General features: G+C 56.4%; 15 protein-coding genes. 10 read left to right on the top strand and 5 right to left on the bottom strand.

What is annotated here, in order from left to right; genetic code table 11:
- The first annotated feature begins 96 nt into the window (after positions 1 to 96).
- Complete coding sequence (locus tag FFS28_RS02115; protein ID WP_006175323.1) at positions 97 to 981, top strand: LysR substrate-binding domain-containing protein; 885 nt, start codon at positions 97 to 99, stop codon at positions 979 to 981.
- Here the strand turns inward: FFS28_RS02115 and FFS28_RS02110 are convergent, their stop codons facing one another.
- On the bottom strand, positions 982 to 1,866 hold the full coding sequence (locus tag FFS28_RS02110; protein WP_042319827.1) for an SDR family oxidoreductase: 885 nt from the start codon (positions 1,864 to 1,866) through the stop codon (positions 982 to 984).
- Between the two features lie 211 nt (positions 1,867 to 2,077).
- Here FFS28_RS02110 and treZ point away from each other — a divergent pair, with 211 nt between their 5' ends.
- The 3 genes from treZ to glgX are packed head-to-tail and all read left to right on the top strand — an operon-like array spanning position 2,078 to position 8,422.
- On the top strand, positions 2,078 to 3,865 hold the full coding sequence (gene treZ, locus FFS28_RS02105; RefSeq protein WP_137848626.1) for a malto-oligosyltrehalose trehalohydrolase: 1,788 nt from the start codon (positions 2,078 to 2,080) through the stop codon (positions 3,863 to 3,865).
- A complete protein-coding gene (gene treY / locus FFS28_RS02100; RefSeq protein ID WP_102890878.1) occupies positions 3,862 to 6,330 on the top strand; it encodes a malto-oligosyltrehalose synthase in 2,469 nt (822 codons plus the stop codon). The genes treZ and treY overlap by 4 nt, the downstream gene beginning before the upstream one ends.
- Positions 6,331 to 6,346: 16 nt before the next feature.
- The gene (gene glgX, locus FFS28_RS02095) at positions 6,347 to 8,422 is read left to right on the top strand and encodes a glycogen debranching protein GlgX (protein ID WP_137848625.1); all 2,076 of its coding nucleotides are present in this window, start codon (positions 6,347 to 6,349) and stop codon (positions 8,420 to 8,422) included.
- Between the two features lies 1 nt (position 8,423).
- On the opposite strand, the gene FFS28_RS02090 is transcribed toward glgX, so the two are convergent.
- Positions 8,424 to 8,972 carry a winged helix DNA-binding protein gene (locus tag FFS28_RS02090; RefSeq protein ID WP_006175310.1) on the bottom strand — a complete coding sequence of 183 codons (549 nt, stop codon included), beginning with the start codon at positions 8,970 to 8,972 and terminating at the stop codon, positions 8,424 to 8,426.
- A 244-nt stretch (positions 8,973 to 9,216) separates the two neighbouring features.
- Between FFS28_RS02090 and FFS28_RS02085 the strand changes: the two genes are divergently transcribed.
- The 3 genes from FFS28_RS02085 to FFS28_RS02075 are packed head-to-tail and all read left to right on the top strand — an operon-like array spanning position 9,217 to position 11,927.
- Positions 9,217 to 9,939, top strand: a complete 723-nt coding sequence (locus FFS28_RS02085; RefSeq protein ID WP_006175309.1) for a DUF969 domain-containing protein — start codon at positions 9,217 to 9,219, stop codon at positions 9,937 to 9,939.
- On the top strand, positions 9,936 to 10,922 hold the full coding sequence (locus FFS28_RS02080; protein WP_006175307.1) for a DUF979 domain-containing protein: 987 nt from the start codon (positions 9,936 to 9,938) through the stop codon (positions 10,920 to 10,922). Before FFS28_RS02085 ends, FFS28_RS02080 begins: the two co-directional genes overlap by 4 nt.
- Positions 10,923 to 10,931: 9 nt before the next feature.
- On the top strand, positions 10,932 to 11,927 hold the full coding sequence (locus tag FFS28_RS02075) for a DUF2891 domain-containing protein (protein ID WP_137848624.1): 996 nt from the start codon (positions 10,932 to 10,934) through the stop codon (positions 11,925 to 11,927).
- Between the two features lie 18 nt (positions 11,928 to 11,945).
- Here the strand turns inward: FFS28_RS02075 and FFS28_RS02070 are convergent, their stop codons facing one another.
- Complete coding sequence (locus FFS28_RS02070; RefSeq protein ID WP_137848623.1) at positions 11,946 to 13,376, bottom strand: MFS transporter; 1,431 nt, start codon at positions 13,374 to 13,376, stop codon at positions 11,946 to 11,948.
- A 125-nt stretch (positions 13,377 to 13,501) separates the two neighbouring features.
- Here FFS28_RS02070 and FFS28_RS02065 point away from each other — a divergent pair, with 125 nt between their 5' ends.
- The 3 genes from FFS28_RS02065 to FFS28_RS02055 all read left to right on the top strand — a co-directional run bounded on the left by FFS28_RS02065 (position 13,502) and on the right by FFS28_RS02055 (position 17,113).
- A complete protein-coding gene (locus FFS28_RS02065; protein WP_137848622.1) occupies positions 13,502 to 14,407 on the top strand; it encodes a LysR family transcriptional regulator in 906 nt (301 codons plus the stop codon).
- 236 nt (positions 14,408 to 14,643) lie between these two features.
- On the top strand, positions 14,644 to 15,009 hold the full coding sequence (locus FFS28_RS02060; RefSeq protein WP_137848621.1) for a hypothetical protein: 366 nt from the start codon (positions 14,644 to 14,646) through the stop codon (positions 15,007 to 15,009).
- 10 nt (positions 15,010 to 15,019) lie between these two features.
- Positions 15,020 to 17,113 carry a pyrroloquinoline quinone-dependent dehydrogenase gene (locus tag FFS28_RS02055; protein WP_102890873.1) on the top strand — a complete coding sequence of 698 codons (2,094 nt, stop codon included), beginning with the start codon at positions 15,020 to 15,022 and terminating at the stop codon, positions 17,111 to 17,113.
- A 310-nt stretch (positions 17,114 to 17,423) separates the two neighbouring features.
- Here the strand turns inward: FFS28_RS02055 and FFS28_RS02050 are convergent, their stop codons facing one another.
- Positions 17,424 to 18,743 carry a type II toxin-antitoxin system HipA family toxin gene (locus FFS28_RS02050; RefSeq protein ID WP_137848620.1) on the bottom strand — a complete coding sequence of 440 codons (1,320 nt, stop codon included), beginning with the start codon at positions 18,741 to 18,743 and terminating at the stop codon, positions 17,424 to 17,426.
- The gene (gene hipB, locus FFS28_RS02045) at positions 18,743 to 19,000 is read right to left on the bottom strand and encodes a type II toxin-antitoxin system antitoxin HipB (RefSeq protein WP_101737717.1); all 258 of its coding nucleotides are present in this window, start codon (positions 18,998 to 19,000) and stop codon (positions 18,743 to 18,745) included. The genes FFS28_RS02050 and hipB overlap by 1 nt, the downstream gene beginning before the upstream one ends.
- Positions 19,001 to 19,069: the final 69 nt, after the last annotated feature.

The following is a 19,069-nucleotide window of genomic DNA, read 5'->3' as shown; positions in this document are numbered from 1 at the left end:
GCCTACATTGTCAGGGGATTAATAATCTCTATCAATTGCATCATTACTGCTATTTTGATATGAAATTTATTATCGATTGGTTTACGGGGTGACTTTATGCAGTTTCGTTTGATGCGTCATTTCATTACGGTGGCTGAAGAGCTGCACATGCACCGGGCCGCAGAACGCCTGAACATGGCGCAACCGGCGCTCAGCCAGCAGATTAAGTCCCTTGAGACGCAGCTGGGCGTCACGCTCTTTAGCCGGGCGAACCGACGGCTGACGCTTACGCCAGCCGGGGAGGCCTTTCTGACCAAAGCCAGGCTGGCCATCGCCATGACAGAGCAGGCCATTCTGGATGCCAGGCAAACCGCCAGAGGCGAGCAGGGCATACTGAATCTGGGATGCGTCTCCAGCGCGATGTTCGAGGCGAAATTGCCTGCCGTGCTTCGTCATTTTCATGCACGGTGGCCTAACGTCACGCTTTCCATGACGACCGGAAATGTGCAGAACCTTTATGCCTCAATTCAGCGTAACGATCTGGACGTGGCGATTGTTCGCGCGCCGCTGCCCGCGCTTCCTGACGATTTGCAGAGCATTCATTTTGCCGGGGAAAAAAGCATTCTGGCGTTGTACAGCGAACATCCGCTGGCAACGTCCGCTGCGCTGACGCTGGCATCGCTTAAAGGGGAGAAATGGATTGCCCTGCGCGATCCGCAGGGCATGGGGCTGGAGCAGTATTTCAATGATGTCTGTGCCGGAGCAGGGATTCAACCCAGCGTGGTTCAACAGGCGAGCGATGTGCCCACCGTGGTGAGCCTTGTGTCCGCGGGATTTGGTATCGCCTTGCTTCCCGCGTCAGCCAGGACGTTACGCGTTGAAAACGTGGTCTATATCGATATCCTCGATCGCATTAAAGAGAGCGAACTGACGCTGATTTGTCACCGTTTCATTCGCTCTGAAGTGCTGAAGAAATTCTTAACCACGCTTGCTCAGGCGTAATTACGCTACGCCCGTGCCGCCGTCCGAACACCAGACCTGGCCAGAGGCATAGGAGCAGGTATCCGAGGCAAAAAGGACATACAGCGGGGCGATTTCAACAGGCTGGCCCGGTCTCCCCAGCGGCGTGTCTTTGCCGAAAGACTGAACCTTAGACTGAGGCTGGCCGCCGCTCGACTGCAGGGGCGTCCAGTACGGACCCGGCGCCACGGCGTTTACCCGAATACCGCGCGGCCCAAGCTGCTTAGCGAGAGACTTAGTAAACGCCACGTTGCAGGCTTTGGTCTGGGCATAATCCACCAGAATCTCACTCGGTTTGAAGGCCTGAACGGAAGAGGTATTGATGATAACCGCCCCCTCTTTTAGATGACGCAGCGCGGCTTTGGTGATCCAGAACGGCGCGTAAACGTTAGTCTTGAACGTCGCGTCAAAATCGGCGGTTGTGAGATCTTCAATCGATTCGCAGTACTGCTGACGGCCTGCGTTATTGACCAGAATATCCAGCCCGCCCAGCTCCGCCACGGCCTTTTCAACCAGCGTATCGCAGAACGACTCAACGCGAATATCGCCCGGAATGGCGACGGCTTTACGACCCTCTGCCTGAATCAGGGCAATCACCGACGCTGCGTCGGACTCTTCCTCAGGAAGGTAGCCAATCGCGACGTCAGCACCTTCACGCGCATAGGCGATAGCCACCGCGCGCCCGATACCAGAGTCACCGCCGGTGATGAGGGCTTTTTTCCCTTCCAGTTTGCCAGAACCGATATAGCTGGTTTCACCATGATCCGGAATAGGCTTCATTTCTGATGCCAGTCCGGGGGCCTGCTGTGGCTGTTCCACAAATGGCGGGCGAGGGTAATGCAAAGTGGGGTTAGTTCCTGTCGTCATATCGGCCTCCTTAGTGATGAATTTCAAGCGTAGCCGGAAATGCGACCTGGACGGGCAAAACGCGGAAAATCAGATAAATCTATATTCCCTCGACAAAAAGCCTAAACCCCGCAGTTTGGGCGGTTAACGCCCGCCCGCCGTAACACTCTTTCATTCCTGAACTAAGCTTGTACTTCGTTGGGCGTAAATTAGGGTCAATCGAGGACAATAAATGGAATTCAGGACATTTCACACACGCTGGGGCGCTGAGTTTATCTCCTCTGACGTCGTACGTTTTCGCGTCTGGGCTGAAGGACAACAGGATCTCACGCTGCGTCTTACGGAAACCGATATTCCCATGGTGGCGACAGGGCATGGCTGGTTCCAGGTCGACGTACCGGATGTGAAGCACGGGACAGAGTATCAGTTTGTTTTGCAGGACGGCATGGCCATTCCCGATCCCGCTTCGCGAGCCCAGAAAGGGGATGTTAACGGACCTTCCATTGTCATCGATTCGGGGCGTTATCCTCACGCTCACCCTGACTGGAAAGGACGCCCGTGGGAAGAGACGGTGATTTACGAACTTCATATCGGCACCTTCACCCCGGAGGGCACGTTCCTTGCAGCGATTGATAAGCTGCCTTACCTGGTGGAACTGGGTGTTACGCAGCTTGAAGTGATGCCCGTCTCGCAGTTTGGCGGTGCGCGCGGCTGGGGATACGACGGCGTTTTACTGTACGCGCCGAACTCGGCCTACGGCACGCCGGAAGATTTCCACGCCTTTATCGATGCCGCGCACGGGCTGGGGCTGTCGGTGGTGCTGGATATCGTCCTTAACCACTTCGGCCCCGAAGGTAACTACCTGCCTTTGCTGTCGCCTGCCTTTTTCGACCCGGAGCGCATGACGCCGTGGGGCAACGGTATTGCCTACCAGACCGAGGCGGTCAGGCGATACATTGTCGACGCGCCGCTTTACTGGCTGACAGAATATCATCTGGACGGTTTACGCTTTGATGCCATTGACCAGATCCACGACCCGTCTGAAACCCCTGTACTGGAAGAGATTGCCGACCGCATTCGGGAGGTGATTCCTGACCGGCATATTCATCTCACCACCGAAGACAGCCGCAACGTGATTTTTCTGCATCCCCGGGATGCGCAAGGCGAAACGCCACGCTTTACCGCCGAGTGGAACGATGATTTTCACAATGCCGCTCACGTTTTTGCGACCGGCGAAACGCATGCCTACTATCAGGACTTTGCGGATCGGCCTGAGGAAAAATTCGCCCGCGCGCTGGCGGAAGGGTTTGTCTACCAGGGCGAGGTATCTCTCCAGACCGGCGAACCGCGCGGCGTGGATTGCCGCAGCCAGCCGCCGCAGTTCTTCGTCGATTTTATTCAAAACCACGATCAAACCGGCAACCGCGCACAGGGAGAGCGGCTTATCACCCTGGCAGGGCCGGAAAAAACCCGCGTTCTGCTGGCCGCGCTGTTGCTTTCACCGCATATTCCGCTGCTGTTTATGGGCGAAGAGTTTGGCGAAACCCATCCGTTTTTGTTTTTCACCGACTTCCATGGAGACCTGGCGAAAGCCGTGCGGGAAGGGCGCGCCAAAGAGTTTTCTGGCCACTCGGGACATGATGAGGCCGTCCCGGATCCGAACGATCTGAACACCTTTATGCGCTCAAAAATCAACTGGAATAACGTGGCGACGGATGAGGGCAAGACGTGGCTACGCTTTACGCGCAACCTGCTTACCCTGCGCCATGCTCATATCGTGCCGTTACTTCGCCAGGGCGGTACCGTTGAGGGCACCGTGGTGCAGACGGCTCCCGGCATGGTGGCGGTAAGCTGGCGCTTCCCGTCAGGGACGCTTTCTCTGGCGCTGAATATTGCAGAGACGTCCGCTGCATTGCCCGATCTTCCCGGCGAAACGCTGTTTGCCTGGCCTGAACCGGGCGACGCGTTGCCCCCGTACAGCGCCGTTGTCCGCTTTGCTGAAGGAGAAGCGTCGTTATGATCCCTGCCGCCACGTACCGTATTCAGTTTCGCAATGGCATGACCTTCGATCGCGTTGTCGAACTGGTGCCCTATTTTAAAGACCTCGGCATTAGCCACCTGTACGCCTCACCGATATTTACGGCGACGTCCGGCTCGACGCACGGCTATGACGTGACCGATCCCAACGAGATCGATCCGGCCATTGGCGGACGAGAAGGCTTTGATCGCATGGCGGCCGCGCTGAAACAGGCGGGCATGGGGCTGATTCTTGATATCGTCCCTAACCACATGTCGACCTCGCTGGAAAACCGCTGGTGGCGAGACGTGATCGAACATGGCAGCCAGAGCCGCTATGCGCACTACTTTGATATCGACTGGTCGCGCCCGCTCACGCTGCCGTTCCTGGGCGACACCTTTGAGGCCGAACTGGAGAAGGGGGCAATCACCTTACAGCGTGACAGTGTCACCGATAAGGCATCGCTGGTGTATTACGATGCGGTATATCCGCTTAACCCCGGCACCTTCTCTGAAGATAAGAGCATTGCAGAGCTGCACGAAGCGCAGAGCTGGCGGCTGATGTCCTGGCGCGAGGCACCCAAACAGCTCTCATGGCGACGCTTCTTTGAGATAACGGGGCTGGTGGGAGTCAGGGTGGAAGATGACGCGGTGTTTGACGACACGCATCGTCTGATCCTTGAGCTGGTTCACGCCGGTATCGTTGATGGCCTGCGCATTGACCATATCGACGGTCTTGCAGACCCGCTGGGGTATCTCAACCGTCTGCGTGAGGCGACCGGGCCAGACTGCTATATCACGGTGGAGAAAATACTGGCGAAAGGTGAACAACTGCCCGCTGACTGGCCGGTATCGGGCACCACCGGGTACGAGTTTATCGCCTCGCTGGCGGAGGTGCTGGTGGATGACAATAGCCTTGAGCGGCTGGAGAAAATCCACGAAGAGACCCTGGGCACGACGGTTGATCGATACGCAGAATTGCGGGATGCCAAAGGTCTGATGACCGATCGCAATTTCGAAGGCGAATTCACCACGCTGCTTACCATCGCAACGGAGCTTGCACAGCACAACGGCGCGGAGATCCCGGTTGAGGAGATCCGCCATGCCCTGCGCGAGCTGCTAATCGCGTTTCCTGTCTACCGTACCTACGGCACCGCAGAGGGCTTAACGCCGAGCGATGTCGTGCTGCTTAATCGCGTGGTTGCCAGCGTTAACACTTCGGAACCTGCGCTGAGTCTGATTGTGCACATTCTTACCGGCGACCTCCCGGAGCGCGACCGCGATGCCGCCACGCTGTTCAGAACCCGTTTCCAGCAGCTGACCGGCCCGCTGATGGCGAAATCCGTCGAAGACACGCTGTTCTTCAGGAACAACCTGGAGCTTGCCCTGAACGAGGTGGGGGCCGATCCCACGCCTCGCGCTTTCTCGATATCGCGTTTTCATCAGGAAATGCGCATCCGTCTGGCCCGTCAGCCCGATGCGCTGCTTGGCACCTCAACCCACGATACCAAGCGGGGGGAAGATACGCGGGCGCGTCTTTACACCCTGACCGAAGCGCCGGAACAGTGGGGAGAAAACCTGGCGCGCTGGCGAAAGATGAACCAGACCCAGGTGCGTTTCCTCAATGACGGTACCGCGCCGAACGCCGCGGATACCTGGATGATCTATCAGGCGCTGGCGGGGGTGTGGCCCGCCACGCTCTCTCCGGATGACCACGACGGCCTTAAATCGCTCGAAACGCGCTTCCTGGGCTTTATCGAAAAAGCGCTGCGCGAGGCCAAACAGCGCACCGACTGGATCGACAGCAACGAGAGCTATGAGAACGTGGTGATGGATTACGTCCGGCATCTCCTCTCGCCGGATAACACTGTGTTCCTGCATGATTTCAGTGAAACCCTGCAGCCGTTTATTCGCGCAGGCCTGATGAACAGCCTGAGCCAGACGGCGATCAAACTGACCGCACCAGGCGTACCCGATATCTACCAGGGCAGCGAAGCGCTTAACTTCAGCCTTGTCGATCCGGATAACCGACGCGAGCCGGACTTCGCCACGCTTGTACAGGATCTCAGCACCCTGGATGCAAGCGTATTTGACCATGAGCAGTGCTGGCGAGATGGCCGCGTGAAGCAGTATGTCACCGCCACGCTGCTGCGCCTCAGACCGCACTATTCAGCGCTGTTCCGCTACGGCGACTGGCTGCCGCTCAAGGTGACCGGCGAGCGCGAAGAGAACCTGATTGCCTATGCCCGCGTTAAGGATGGCGAGGCGCTGATTGTTGCCGTGCCGCGTCTGGTCTTTAACGTCACCGCAAATGAAAAACTGTGGACCAACACGACGGTAGCCCTGCCAGCCGAGCTGGCCGGAAAGCGTTACCGGGATCTGTTTACCGGCGAAAGCCGCCTTCTGCAAGACACTCTGGATTTGACATCAGAAACAGGATGTTTAGTGGTACTGCTTACCTGCGAATAATCGTGGAGAAATAAAAATGCCTAAGGACAGTAAGTTTGAAATTCGGTCTGGTCACGGCCAGCAACTGGGCGCTAATTATGATGGCAGTGGGGTGAACTTCGCGCTCTTCTCCGCCCATGCGGAGCGGGTGGAACTGTGCCTGTTCGATCCTTCCGGTAAAACGGAAATCGCTCGGCTTGAGATGCCGGAGTATACCCACGAAGTCTGGCATGGCTATGTGCCCGACCTGCAGCCAGGTGCGCTTTATGGCTATCGCGTTTACGGGCCTTACGATCCGGAGAATGGTCATCGCTTTAATCCGCACAAGCTGCTTGTCGATCCTTATGCCCGCGAACTGGTCGGGAACATCGACTGGAACGACGCCCATTTTGGCTACGAGCTGGGTCACGAAGAGAAAGACCTGAGCTTTGACACCCGTGACAGCGCTCCGTTTACGCCAAAATGTAAGGTCGTCGATCCCAATGCCTTTGACTGGCAGGATAACAACCGGCCAGACATTCCGTGGCCCAATACCGTGGTCTATGAGAGCCACGTTAAGGGCTTTACGCAGCTAAACCCGGCGATTCCGCCCGAGCTGCGCGGCACCTTTGAGGGAATGGGGCATAAAGCCTCGGTTGATTACATTAAAAGTCTGGGCATCACCTCGGTGGAACTGCTGCCGGTTCACTGGTTCCCGGACGATCAGCACTTGCTTGACCGGGGGCTGAAGAACTTCTGGGGGTATAACACGCTGGGCTTTTTTGCCCCGGCGTCGCGTTATTACGGCCCGGCGGGGATTCAGGGATTCCGGGATATGGTGCGCGCGTACCACGACGCGGGCATCGAAGTGATCCTCGATGTGGTCTATAACCACACCGCAGAGGGCAATGAGCTGGGGCCAACGCTGTCGTTCAAAGGCATCGACAACTTCTGCTATTACCGCACGTTACCGGATCAGCATCGCTATTACATTAACGACACCGGCACCGGGAATACGGTAAATACATCACATCCACGCGTGCTGCAGATGGTGATGGATTCCCTGCGCTACTGGGCAGAATCAATGCATATAGACGGTTTCCGCTTTGACCTCGGTACCATTCTGGGGCGTGAACCGGAAGGATTTGATCCGCGCGGCGGCTTTTTTGATGCGATGTCGCAGGACCCCGTGTTATCCCGGCTGAAACTGATTGGCGAACCCTGGGATATCGGCCCGGGCGGCTATCAGGTGGGAGGCTTCCCGCCCGGCTGGGGCGAGTGGAACGATAAGTATCGCGATACCGTTCGCGAATACTGGAAGGGGGATAATGTCTCGACCGATTTTGCCGCGCGGCTGCTCGGCTCCGGTGACCTGTACGATCTGCGCGGGCGTCGCCCGTGGGCGAGCGTCAACTTCATCACCGCCCATGATGGCTTCACGCTAAACGATCTGGTTTCGTTTAACGAGAAACATAACGCCGATAACGGGGAAGAGAACAACGATGGCCATAACGATAACCGCTCCTGTAATTATGGCGAGGAAGGACCAACCGAAGATCCGAACATTATCGCTACCCGCGAGCGGCAGAAACGCAATTTCCTTACCACGCTGATGTTTTCTCACGGCACGCCGATGCTGCTGGCGGGCGATGAGTTCGGGCGCACCCAGAAAGGCAACAATAACGGCTACTGCCAGGACAGCGAGATCTCATGGATTGACTGGAACGGCATGTCTGAAAACGACGTTGCGCTGCGCGAATTTACCCAAAGGTTGATCGCGCTTCGGGCGGCGCAACCCCTGCTGCGCCGCGAGAGCTGGCGCGACGGGCTGGAGATCCGCTGGTTCAACGCCGGCGGCGGGCCGCAGCAGTCTGAGCAGTGGGACGAAGGGGCCACGCTGGGGATGGCGATCAGCCGGCCCGACCTTCAGCAGGAGGAGGGCATCTGGCACGATATCCTGATGCTCTTTAATCCTTTCGAGGGCGTCGTGCCGTTCCAGATCCCGCAGTTTGGTACAGGGGGTTGGGTCCTGGAATTATCAACGGCTGAAGACGTGACCACCGGGGAGGTCTTTACCACGGCCGTTGATTATGAATTGCCGGGACGCAGTATCACCCTTTTCAGACGTCCCTGAGTCACAGTGATGCCGCCGCCCGGGCGGCGGTGTCATACAACGAGGAGATCGTGCGCAGCAGCTGCGCGGTCTCCCCGATAGACGCCCCCGCAATACCGCTTTCCGCCTGAATGTTGATCAGGCAGGCTTCCCGCACATCGCGATACTTCATGCACAGCGCCTTACCTTCTTCTGTCGTCGAAAAATAAAGCTCTTTGCCGGCTTTCTCACTGGTGACATAGCCCGCTTTGACCAGCTTCTTCAGGGCATAGGTCACGACATGGGTATCTTCCACGTTCAGCACGAAGCAGATATCGGCCAGCTTCTTTTTACGGTCACGGTGATTGACGTGATGCAGAAGCGACACGTCAAAGGCCCCCATATCCGGCTCTCCGGCTGCGGTCATACAGCGCACCATCCATTTGTTAAACGCGTTGCTGGTCATGATCAGCGCGTATTCCAGCTCCGACAGCTCCGCGCAGCGCTCAGAAACCAGATGGCGGGAAGACACGATACGGCCATCGGTAATGTCATCGCTGTTCGCGGAGGTCGCACTTTTTTTTGCGGTCATAACGATCCTTATGGGCGCGTATAATCCGCCCGGAAATGTAAACTCATCGATAAAATAAGAACATTTTATTGATAAATTGTTTACATGTTTTTGCGCTTCAGATATAGCTTTTTAGTCCAGGTTCTGTGGAGCCTGACGCAAAACACAACATCGCTCGCCGCAAAGCAGCCACTTCGCCCTGATGCGAAGTATTAAAAAAATCGCCGCCGGCGCGCAACGCTCACTTTGGATAGGGTAAACGTTTATGGACGGTTCTACACTGTTGCCGCTTATCGGGATACCGGTGGTGGTTATTGGTTTTGCACTGCGCTTCAACCCGCTGCTGGTTGTCGTGGTCGCAGGGCTGGCGACGGGTTTGCTGGTCGGCATGGATCTCGGCATGCTGCTGGAGACCTTTGGCGAGAAGTTCGTTAACAGCCGTTCGCTCGCCACCTTCATTCTGATCCTGCCTGTGATTGGTCTTCTGGAGTACTACGGGCTGAAAGAGCGGGCCCAGGCCTGGGTCGCAAAAATTGCCAGCGCGACCTCGGCGCGTATTCTGATGCTCTACTTTGTGGCGCGTGAAGGTACGGCGGCCCTGGGGCTGATGTCCCTTGGCGGTCATGCACAGACCGTGCGTCCGCTGCTGGCACCCATGGCGGAAGGGGCTGCGCTTAATGAATACGGCGAACTCCCGCAGCATATTCGCGACAAAATCAAAGCCCATGCCGCCGCGTGCGACAATATTGCCGTCTTCTTCGGTGAAGATATCTTTATTGCTTTCGGGGCGGTGCTGCTGATTGACGCGTTCCTGAAAGAGAACGGCATTGAAGGGATTGAGCCGCTTCACATCGGCCTGTGGGCCATTCCCACCGCCATTGCGGCGCTGATCATTCATATGACGCGTCTGCTGCGCCTGGATGCCAGCATCCGTCGCGACGTCATGGCCTGGCGAGCAGAGCAGGGTACGCAGGAGATCGCACCATGATGACGTTAATCACCATTAACCGCGTTTACTACCTGATTGGCTTTGTCGTTATGCTGCTGGTCATTATGACCCTGCGGGATCGCGCCAACCCTAAACGCTTTACCACGGCGCTGTTCTGGTTCCTGTTCGGCGGGATTTTCCTGTTTGGCGATCTGATGGTGCAGGAGCTGGGTAAATCCCTGGCGTACCGGATCATTGGCGGCGGCGTTATCGTTATCGCCCTGCTGGCCGGCTTTGGGCTGGTTGGCAAAGGACACTATAAAATGTCGACCGATGAGGAGCGCGTTGCCTCCTCAAACCGGCTGAAAAACTGGCTGTTCCTGCCTGCGCTGATGATCCCCGTGGTGACGGTTATCGGGACGCTGTTCCTTAAAGGCGTGTCCATTGGCGGCGTTTATCTTCTCGATCAGAAACAGCTTACGCTGGCCGCGCTGTGCGTCGCGTGCGTTGCGGCGATCCTGACGGGCTGGTGGCTGACGAAGGGGACGCCGCTGCACGCTATCCGTCAGTCACGTCGCCTGGTGGATACCATCGGCTGGGCGGTGATCCTGCCGCAAATGCTGGCCATGCTGGGTGGGGTGTTTGTGGTTGCGGATACCGGGGAGTCGGTACAGAAGGTTGTCAGCCTGTTTGTCGATCCGGATAACCGCTTCATGCTGGTGGTGATCTACTGCATCGGCATGGCGTTATTCACCATGATTATGGGTAACGCGTTTGCGGCCTTCCCTGTGCTGAGCGCCGGGATCGCCTTGCCTTTCCTGATTAACGTTCATCATGGCAACCCGGCACCACTGCTGGCTATCGGGATGTACGCCGGTTACTGCGGCACCCTGATGACGCCGATGGCCGCGAACTTCAATATCGTTCCTGCCGCGCTGCTGGAGCTGAAGGACAAATATCAGGTCATTAAGATCCAGATCCCGACCGCGTTAACCCTGCTGGTGGTGAACGTGTTCTTAATGTATTTCCTCGTGTTTCGCTAAGGAGCTGTTATGGAATTAACGCAACATCAGGCGGACGCTTTTGCCCGTATGCCTTTAACCTATTTGCGCCAGGAATACCCGAACCACATTATGCACCTGCTTAATGATGACGGGGATGTATTACCGCCTCGCGTGCTGCACCCTGTATTTTACGGCTGTTTCGACTGGCATTCGGCGGTACACGGCTACTGGCTCCTGCTGCGCTGCGTTCGTCTTTATCCGGATCTGCCGTGCCGGGAGGCGATCGTCGCGCTGTTTGAAGAACACATTAAAGCTGAGAACGTGGCGCAGGAGTTGGCTTATTTCAACGCACCGTTCCGCGCCTCCTTTGAGCGCCCTTACGGCTACGGCTGGCTACTGGCGCTGGCTCAGGAACTGAAACAGTCCGCATTGCCACAGGCGCAACGCTGGTATCAAACCCTTGAGCCGTTAACTCAGGATATTCGCGACAGGCTGGTGGATTACCTCAGCAAGTTAACGTACCCGATCCGCGTCGGGACGCACTACAACACGGCATTCGCCCTGGCGCTGGCGCTGGATTATGCCCGCGCGGTGCAGGATAGCGCGCTGGAAGAGTCTATCCTGGCGGCGGCAAACCGTTTCTATGCCCGCGACACGCACTATCCGGCACATTACGAGCCGGGCGGTGATGAGTATATTTCCGGTGCGCTCACCGAAGCGCTGCTGATGAGCAAAGTGGCCGAACACTTCCCGGCCTGGTTCGACACATTCCTGCCGAACGTCGGATCGATTACGGCGCTCATGGAACCGGCACAGGTCAGCGACCGTACCGATCCGAAAATTGCTCACCTCGACGGGCTAAACCTCAGCCGCGCCTGGTGCATGAAGCATATCGCCAACGCGCTGCCGGAAAACCATGTAGCGCAACCGGCGCTAAGCAAGGCGGTTGAACAGCATCTGGCCGCCAGCGTTGAGCATGTGGTGGGGAGTCATTATAGCGGCGGGCACTGGCTTGCCAGCTTTGCTCTCCTGGCACTGGAGTAAGGTGTGAAGGGAGCAGCCTCACCGCTGCTCCTGTTCCGATGCACCCGCCCGCACGGGTTTGCGCAGCCTGCTCAGGCTAAACGCGACCGACGCTGCTGATGCCGCAACGGCAATCCACAGCGACAGATGAACCGCCTGGACATCCAGCCCTGGCCGGGAGGCGGTTGTTATCATCGTCAACACTACGCCAGCCGTGGCGGCCCCAAGACACTGCCCAAAGGTCCTGACGATGGCTAATACCCCGGACGCATAGCTGGCATATTCCCGGGCTACATTCGAGAGCATTTCCCGGTTGTTAGGACTCTGGAAACAGCCAAACCCTACACCGCACACCAGGTTACGCAGGCAGATATCCCACGTCGAGGGAGAGGCGGGCAGCATGGCCAGCAGAACTAATCCCACCACAAAAATCATCAGACCCAGGGTCGATATCACCGGCGCAGAGAAAGTATCTGCCCAGCGGCCTGCATGGGGTGCGATCAAGACGATCCCTATCGGCCATGGAGTGAACAGCAGCGCCGCGACAACGGGACTAAAGCCATAGACGTTTTGAAAGAGGAACGGCAGCGCAATAAAGGTTGCCCCCTGACTGACAAAAGAGGCCAAAGAGGTCAGGGCGGCCAACGTAAAGCGTGCGTTCTGGAAGATTACCGGCGGCAACAGCGGATCCCGTGTGCGACGGCTGTGCCGGGTAAACGCTACGGCGCTTACGAGGGCGACGCTTGCCCAACTCAAAACATCCGTGTTGAAGACCTGTAAGCCGGAAAAACTGTTGGCCGTCATCACCGTGGTACCTAAAAACATCGCCGAGAGCAGGGCACCGGGCACGTCAAACGGGGTTTTATCGACAGCTTTCTGGCGAGGCAACGCGTTGCAGGCCAGCCACAGCGCGACGGTGCCCGGAATAACGTTGATCGCGAACAGCCATTGCCAGCTCAGGGCGTGCAGTATCACACCGCCGAGCACGGGCGCGATGGCGGTACTTGAGGCGATGAGCAGGGCGTGCAGGCCGAGCACGCGCCCCAGCAGTCGTCCCGGAAAGACGGAGCGCAGGATCGCCGGGGCGATGCTTAACGTGGCGGCACCGGCAATGCCCTGTATCACCCGCATACCAATCAGCAGCTCCGCGGAACTTGCCAGCGCACAGCCTAGCGAAGCCAGCGTAAATGCTGCAAGGCCGGACAGAAACACGGGTCGAAATCCCACGCGAGTCGCGAGCGCTGCGAAAATGGCAAGCATCATCGCTGCCGCCAGCAGATAAGCGTTGGCGAACCAGACGGCGACGCTGGCGGAGACGTGCAGCGCGTTCGCCATTGAGGGCAGCGCAATGTTGATCATGGTGCCATCAAATACGCCCATTAGCGTCGTCGTCATAACGGCGGCCATCACCCGCGCGCGCTCGTGACCTGGCAGCCCCTCATCGCCGGGCTGATGTGAAAAGAGCATCATGGTGTTTACTCCTGCAGTCAGGTTTTGATGACGAAACTATAAACATGGGATATAACGGGCGGAAGGCGCAGCGTTTGCACTTAATCGTTGCATGAAACGCCTTATCACTTTCTCACGAGGCTTGTATGGCGGACCCCGATTTTAATTTGCTTGTTGCGCTTGATGTACTGCTCACCGAAGCCAGCGTGGCCGGCGCAGCACGGCGTTTAAACCTCAGTACATCGGCCATGAGCCGCACGTTGAGCAGGCTGCGTGACGTGACGGGCGATCCGATTCTGGTTCGCGCAGGCCGCAATATGGTCCTGACGCCCTGGGCTGAAGGCGCCAGAGAGCGTGCCAGAAATGCGGTGCACGAGGCGAGGGCGGTGCTTCAGCCGTCCGCCGACACGCTGAAGGTGGAAGAACTTGCGCGGCTTTTCACCATCAGAGCGAACGATGGCTTTGTGGTCGCGTTTGGACCCGCGCTGATTGCATCCGTCGCAAAAGCGGCGCCTGACGTCTGTTTGCGATTTGCGCCGAAACCGGAGAAAACCTCGCGCTATTTGCGTGAAGGCCTGGTTGATCTGGAAATCGGTGTACAAAGCAACATGGGGCCAGAGATCCGCATTCAGCGACTGTTCCAGGATCGTTTTGTCGGCGCGGTTCGCAAAGCACATCCGCTGGTTTCATTGCCAAAGATAGACGTGAATGCCTTTATTTCCTGGGGACATGTGGTTGCAGCGCCCGACGGCTCACTCAACGGTTTTGTCGACGAAGCGCTGGCGGAGTTGGGCCTTAAACGTAAAGTCGCCAGCGTTGTCCCCGGTTTTCCGACTGCATTATCGGTGGCGCTTGAATCCAGTCTCATCGCGATGGTGCCCGCACTGTATCTGCTGAACCAGCAGATGACCGACAAACTGCATATTTTCGAATTACCGTTTACTGCCCGGGTCATAACGGTTTCGCAAATGTGGCACCCTAAAATGGAAAATGATCCGGGCCACCGGTGGTTACGGGAGAAGGTGCGGGAAGTCTGTCGGGCGGTGTCGTGATGAACAGGGAAGGGGCTGGTACAACACCGCCCCGAATTGTAAGCAACACGTGCTACGTTGGCATCTGTCTCGCCCACAAAAAATATCCTCTTCTATACTCAGTTACGTTTAGTGAATTTTGCCGCTGTTCTTCACATCGCATTGATTTCTTGGCCTTCGCCTGCGCGAATAACAGTCGCACATGCTCACAAAACACGTTGAGTTGATGATTCATTTTTTTAAGGGGATTTCCTGGTATGTTGCATTCTCACTCTTCCCGGGTCGGGAGCATATTGCTGCTACTGGCTGCGGTAATCAGTTTCGCGGTGGCGTTATACGCCTGGTTAACGCCGCTTACGGGCGTCACCGGTACCATCGGGGCACTGGGCGTCGTCATCGCCAGCGCCGTACTGGCGATACTGACCTTACTGTTACGTGCCGCCACCCGTCGCGGTGCACGCATTTTCCTGATCATTGTCACTCTTGTGATGCTGTTTGGTATTGGTTTCGCCGCCGCGCTACTGCACCAGTACATCATCACCGCAGCCATGGTGGTCGGCCTGATTGGTCTGATTGCGCTTTGCAGCAATTCCGCCCGTCACAATCAACGCGTCAGCGCCTGAGGAGCCACCCGTGCATAACAATAAACACTACCCGTTATTAAAAGTCAGCATGACAACACTCGCATTGCTGGTCACACCGCTAACACAGGCGCAGGATAAAGCCGCTGAGGCCTCACAGGGGACTCAGGAAGAGCTCAACGTCGACGCCGCCGATCAGCAAAAACAGGGAACCACCAAAACCACGAATGAGGCTTCTACCGGCAAAAGCGTGGGGCAGAATGTCGCTTCAGCCAGCCAACCGGCCACGCCGCTGGTACCTTCTGAGGCCATCTGGGATAGCTTTCACGGGCAACTCAACGCGCAGAAATACAGCCCGTTGAAACAGATCACGGCGGAGAACGTTAACAAATTAACCAAGGTGTGGGAGTTTCATACCGGTGACGTGTCGGATGGGAAAGGGGAGACGCCTGCTACCGTCTGGTCAGCGACGCCAATTTTTGCCAATCAGACCATTTACATTGGTACCCCTTTCGATCGCCTGATAGCGCTGGATCCGGGGACGGGCAAAGAGAAGTGGCATTATGACACGAAATCTTCTCGAAAAGCGCTCACTCAGCCGGTACTGAAAAACCGCGGTGTCTCTTACTGGCAGGCAAAGCAGCCGGTCGCCGGAGAAGCCTGTCAGAAAATCGTTTATATGGGCACCGTTGATGGCAAGCTCTTTGCGCTGGATGCCGATTCAGGCAAACCATGCAGCGGCTTTGCGGACAATGGCGTGCTGGATATCAATCAGTGGAACACGGAGAACGCCAAATATCCGCTGTCCATTCTTCAGCCACCAACGGTGGTCGGTAATCATCTGCTTGTAGGCTGGGCCGGCAAGGACTGGGCGTATGCTGAAGCACCTCCAGGCACCGTATTTTCATTCAACGCTCAGACCGGCAAGCGGGAATGGTCTTTCGAAGCGATCCCCGCTGACATCCGCAAACGCACCGGAACGGCCAACGTCTGGACACATATGTCTGCCGACGAGGCGAACGGGCTGGTCTACCTTCCGGTCTCATCTCCATCACCTAACTACTGGGGCGGTAATCGTGTCGACGCTATTCCCCTCGGCACGTCGACCACCGCGCTGGACATCAATACAGGCAAAGTGGTCTGGTCGCGTCAATGGGTGCACCACGATGTGTGGGATTACGATATTAACTCTGCGCCAACGCTGATGGATATCACCGTCAACGGCAAACAGATCCCGGCACTGGTTCAGGCAACCAAGCAGGGCTTTTTGTTTGTGGTTAACCGTCTGACGGGGGAAGACGTCTGGCCTATCGAAGAACGCCCGGTACCGCAGGGTGATGGTTCGGTGAAGGGGGAAGTTCTTTCGCCTACGCAGCCGTTCCCCACCAAACCTGCGCCGCTGCTGGACCAGTCGAAAAAACCAGCCATCTGGAAACTGGCAGATGTTGTCGGTGCCGGGCAATGTAGCCGCCTTTGGGATAACTTGACCTATGAAGGTATGTACACGCCGCCAACAACGAAAGGCGAGGGCGCACTGACCTATCCGGACAGTGCGGGTGGTGTTCAATGGGGTGGCGTGGCGTTTGACCCGCATAAACAAATTGCTATCGTTAACACCTCCCATATTGTTCAGTATGTGAAGCTGTATAGCCGCGAAGACTACGACAAAGCGGATAAAAGCGCCGGCAATGAGAGTGGTTTTGCACCACAGGAAGGGGCACCTTACGGCCTGCGCCTGATGGTCGCGAACAACTGGCTGGGCATGCCATGCTGGCAGCCACCGTTTGGTGAAATCGTGGCGCTGGATATGCATACGGGGGATGTTAAATGGCGTCGTCCGATAGGTGCATCGCAGCAGTATGGCTTCTTTATGCCGGAAAGTTGGGGTTCTCCTACCATCGGTGGCCCGGCTGTGACCGCGGGCGGCGTAATTTTCATTGGCGCCTCAATGGACGCCAAAGTGCGCGCCTACTCGGTAGAGACCGGCGAAGAGTTGTGGTCCGATCAGGTCGAGGCACCAGCGGTTGCCAACCCGTCGGTGTATGAGTATAAGGGTCGGCAGTATGTGGCTTTCGTTGCCGGCGGCAATACCATTCTGAAGGATCAGGTTGGCGACCAGGTGGTGGTTTACGCACTGCCTGAATAATTTGATAAGTCGTTCACCGTAAACAGCGTGGGGCCCCTGAGGCCCCATTTTTATGCGTGGACAGAGATTCACTGAAAATGCCAAAGGCAGTTATCTCTAAGCTTTCAGGCATCGCAAATCCAGGGGCAGGTGTTGTCCTCAAACTTCCATAGCGGTTTATATGGAGAGACAGGGCATCCAGTCATTAGCTGGGGTCGCTACTAATTATACAATTTAACATAATATACATTATGCGCACTAACATACCATCACATCAAAACCAGTAATTCTACAACGTCATTGCCCACCTTCATCGCATCACCCAGACCGCTCACTTTCCAACCTCTTTACATAAACGCGCATGCAACCGGCGCACGTTGGATGTTATCGACGTCGCCACCTTGTCGGAAAAACCCTCCGGCAGCGAATCCATAACCTCGTTAAGCGCCAGCGGGACGTGATCTGCGAACGACTGCATAATCTCTCTCATCCGATCCTCCGGGAACTTCACCGCTTTTGCAGTTGCCATAAAATGGCGCGGATGAATTTTATCGATGGCATTTTTTCGGCCCCTGGATGCCGTCAGGCCCATTGCCAGTTTCAAATCGCTGATGTGAATACCGGCGCCACCGAGTACCGGGAATGCCGAGATGATGTCATAGAATGGCGTCAGCCGATAACTTCCGCCCGCCTGTATAAATACCGAGAAATTTTTAGCATGGCCGTCGGTTGCGCCCAACAGCCACTGAAACACCTGGAACTTCATAAAGTTGTGGCGATCTTTCAGTGCAGCGCTAGAGCCGAGTAAAAATGACATGATTTGCGCAATGCCGGGGCCACCGTCGGATTCGTACTTTAACGAGGAAGGCAGTCCGAATGTCTGACACATATCTTCCTGAGGCAGCCGCAGTAACACGGTGCGGTCTGCATTCCAGCGCCTGTCGAAGCGTTCCACGGCAAGCGCGCGCACCCTGCCCGCGTTGATGATTTCCGCTTTCGGCACCTTAAAACCCAGTGCGTTTGCGAACTTGAGGCAGAAATATTCGTTATCGACGCTGTCGCGTAAATCCAGCGTAGCGTTAGGCTGCCTGATTTCGCCGATCGGCAACTTAATGATATGGGTCGTTGGCATCGTGCCTTTCGGGATGCACCAGTCATCTCCCTTTTTTAATAACGCCGTCTTTTCCTGGGCGCCGGCGACGGAAATGCGAAAATCATTTTCGTCATCAATCATCCCCAGTGGAATATCGGATTTATAGGCCGAGAGTATTGCTTCCAGCTTCTGCTCGCTGAGCGTTTCCCAGGCCATGACCGGATTCAGGCTCGCTTCTTCTGGCGGCAGTAACGTCACGGCGCCCACGCTGTCGCGACCTATTTCTGCCAGTAAATCAAAAGGTTGTTTAGATTTCGCCTGATAGCGTTTCACGATGCGATCCCTGACGACAGGACTGTCCGGCAGGAGGTTATCAAAGAAGTTAAAAACGGCATCAGAGGTGATATTACCGGTTTGCAGCGGCAGAGATAACGACAAAGGCCGGGCGTACGGGCTAGATAGCCACCTTTTGTCATACCTGTACGTATGTGCACCGGTTGGCAATTTCGTCAGTTCACCGACGCGTTCGTTATTCATCCATGTCACTAATGTCGGCATTACCAGTCCAGCTCCTGTGGATTATCGGCAACCGCATGGTCTGCTTCGTGCAAAGACACGCTCATCTCAAGCGACTGGAGTATCTTAAAAAACGTCGCTAGCGTGGTATTGTCCGGGGCATTTTCAAAATTGGAAATCGTCGCCTGCTTAATGCCTATCTTTTTTGCCAGCTCACTCTGGGTCCAGTTGTTTTTTTGGCGAACCAGCCTCATGGCGTTCGCCAGCTGCGTCGGGCTGTATATCATGGGTGCTTTCATCGTGTCTCGCTCTCACCGTGAGTTTATCCCCTATGGGGGATAAGCACAGTATTATCCCCTATAGGGGAT

This window comes from Enterobacter sp. 2VL (genome assembly GCF_005503595.1).
Lineage (GTDB): Bacteria > Pseudomonadota > Gammaproteobacteria > Enterobacterales > Enterobacteriaceae > Enterobacter > Enterobacter cancerogenus.
Note: the sequence above shows the minus strand (reverse complement) of the source record. Positions and strands in the feature narration are given on the sequence as shown.

Excerpts from the sequence above, each read along its gene's own strand:
- FFS28_RS02115 (WP_006175323.1), top strand. The coding sequence starts at position 97 with ATGCAGTTTCGTTTGATGCGTCATTTCATTACGGTGGCTGAAGAGCTG.
- FFS28_RS02110 (WP_042319827.1), bottom strand. The coding sequence starts at position 1,866 with ATGACGACAGGAACTAACCCCACTTTGCATTACCCTCGCCCGCCATTT.
- treZ (WP_137848626.1), top strand. The coding sequence starts at position 2,078 with ATGGAATTCAGGACATTTCACACACGCTGGGGCGCTGAGTTTATCTCC.
- treY (WP_102890878.1), top strand. The coding sequence starts at position 3,862 with ATGATCCCTGCCGCCACGTACCGTATTCAGTTTCGCAATGGCATGACC.
- glgX (WP_137848625.1), top strand. The coding sequence starts at position 6,347 with ATGCCTAAGGACAGTAAGTTTGAAATTCGGTCTGGTCACGGCCAGCAA.
- FFS28_RS02090 (WP_006175310.1), bottom strand. The coding sequence starts at position 8,972 with ATGACCGCAAAAAAAAGTGCGACCTCCGCGAACAGCGATGACATTACC.
- FFS28_RS02085 (WP_006175309.1), top strand. The coding sequence starts at position 9,217 with ATGGACGGTTCTACACTGTTGCCGCTTATCGGGATACCGGTGGTGGTT.
- FFS28_RS02080 (WP_006175307.1), top strand. The coding sequence starts at position 9,936 with ATGATGACGTTAATCACCATTAACCGCGTTTACTACCTGATTGGCTTT.
- FFS28_RS02075 (WP_137848624.1), top strand. The coding sequence starts at position 10,932 with ATGGAATTAACGCAACATCAGGCGGACGCTTTTGCCCGTATGCCTTTA.
- FFS28_RS02070 (WP_137848623.1), bottom strand. The coding sequence starts at position 13,376 with ATGATGCTCTTTTCACATCAGCCCGGCGATGAGGGGCTGCCAGGTCAC.
- FFS28_RS02065 (WP_137848622.1), top strand. The coding sequence starts at position 13,502 with ATGGCGGACCCCGATTTTAATTTGCTTGTTGCGCTTGATGTACTGCTC.
- FFS28_RS02060 (WP_137848621.1), top strand. The coding sequence starts at position 14,644 with ATGTTGCATTCTCACTCTTCCCGGGTCGGGAGCATATTGCTGCTACTG.
- FFS28_RS02050 (WP_137848620.1), bottom strand. The coding sequence starts at position 18,743 with ATGCCGACATTAGTGACATGGATGAATAACGAACGCGTCGGTGAACTG.
- hipB (WP_101737717.1), bottom strand. The coding sequence starts at position 19,000 with ATGAAAGCACCCATGATATACAGCCCGACGCAGCTGGCGAACGCCATG.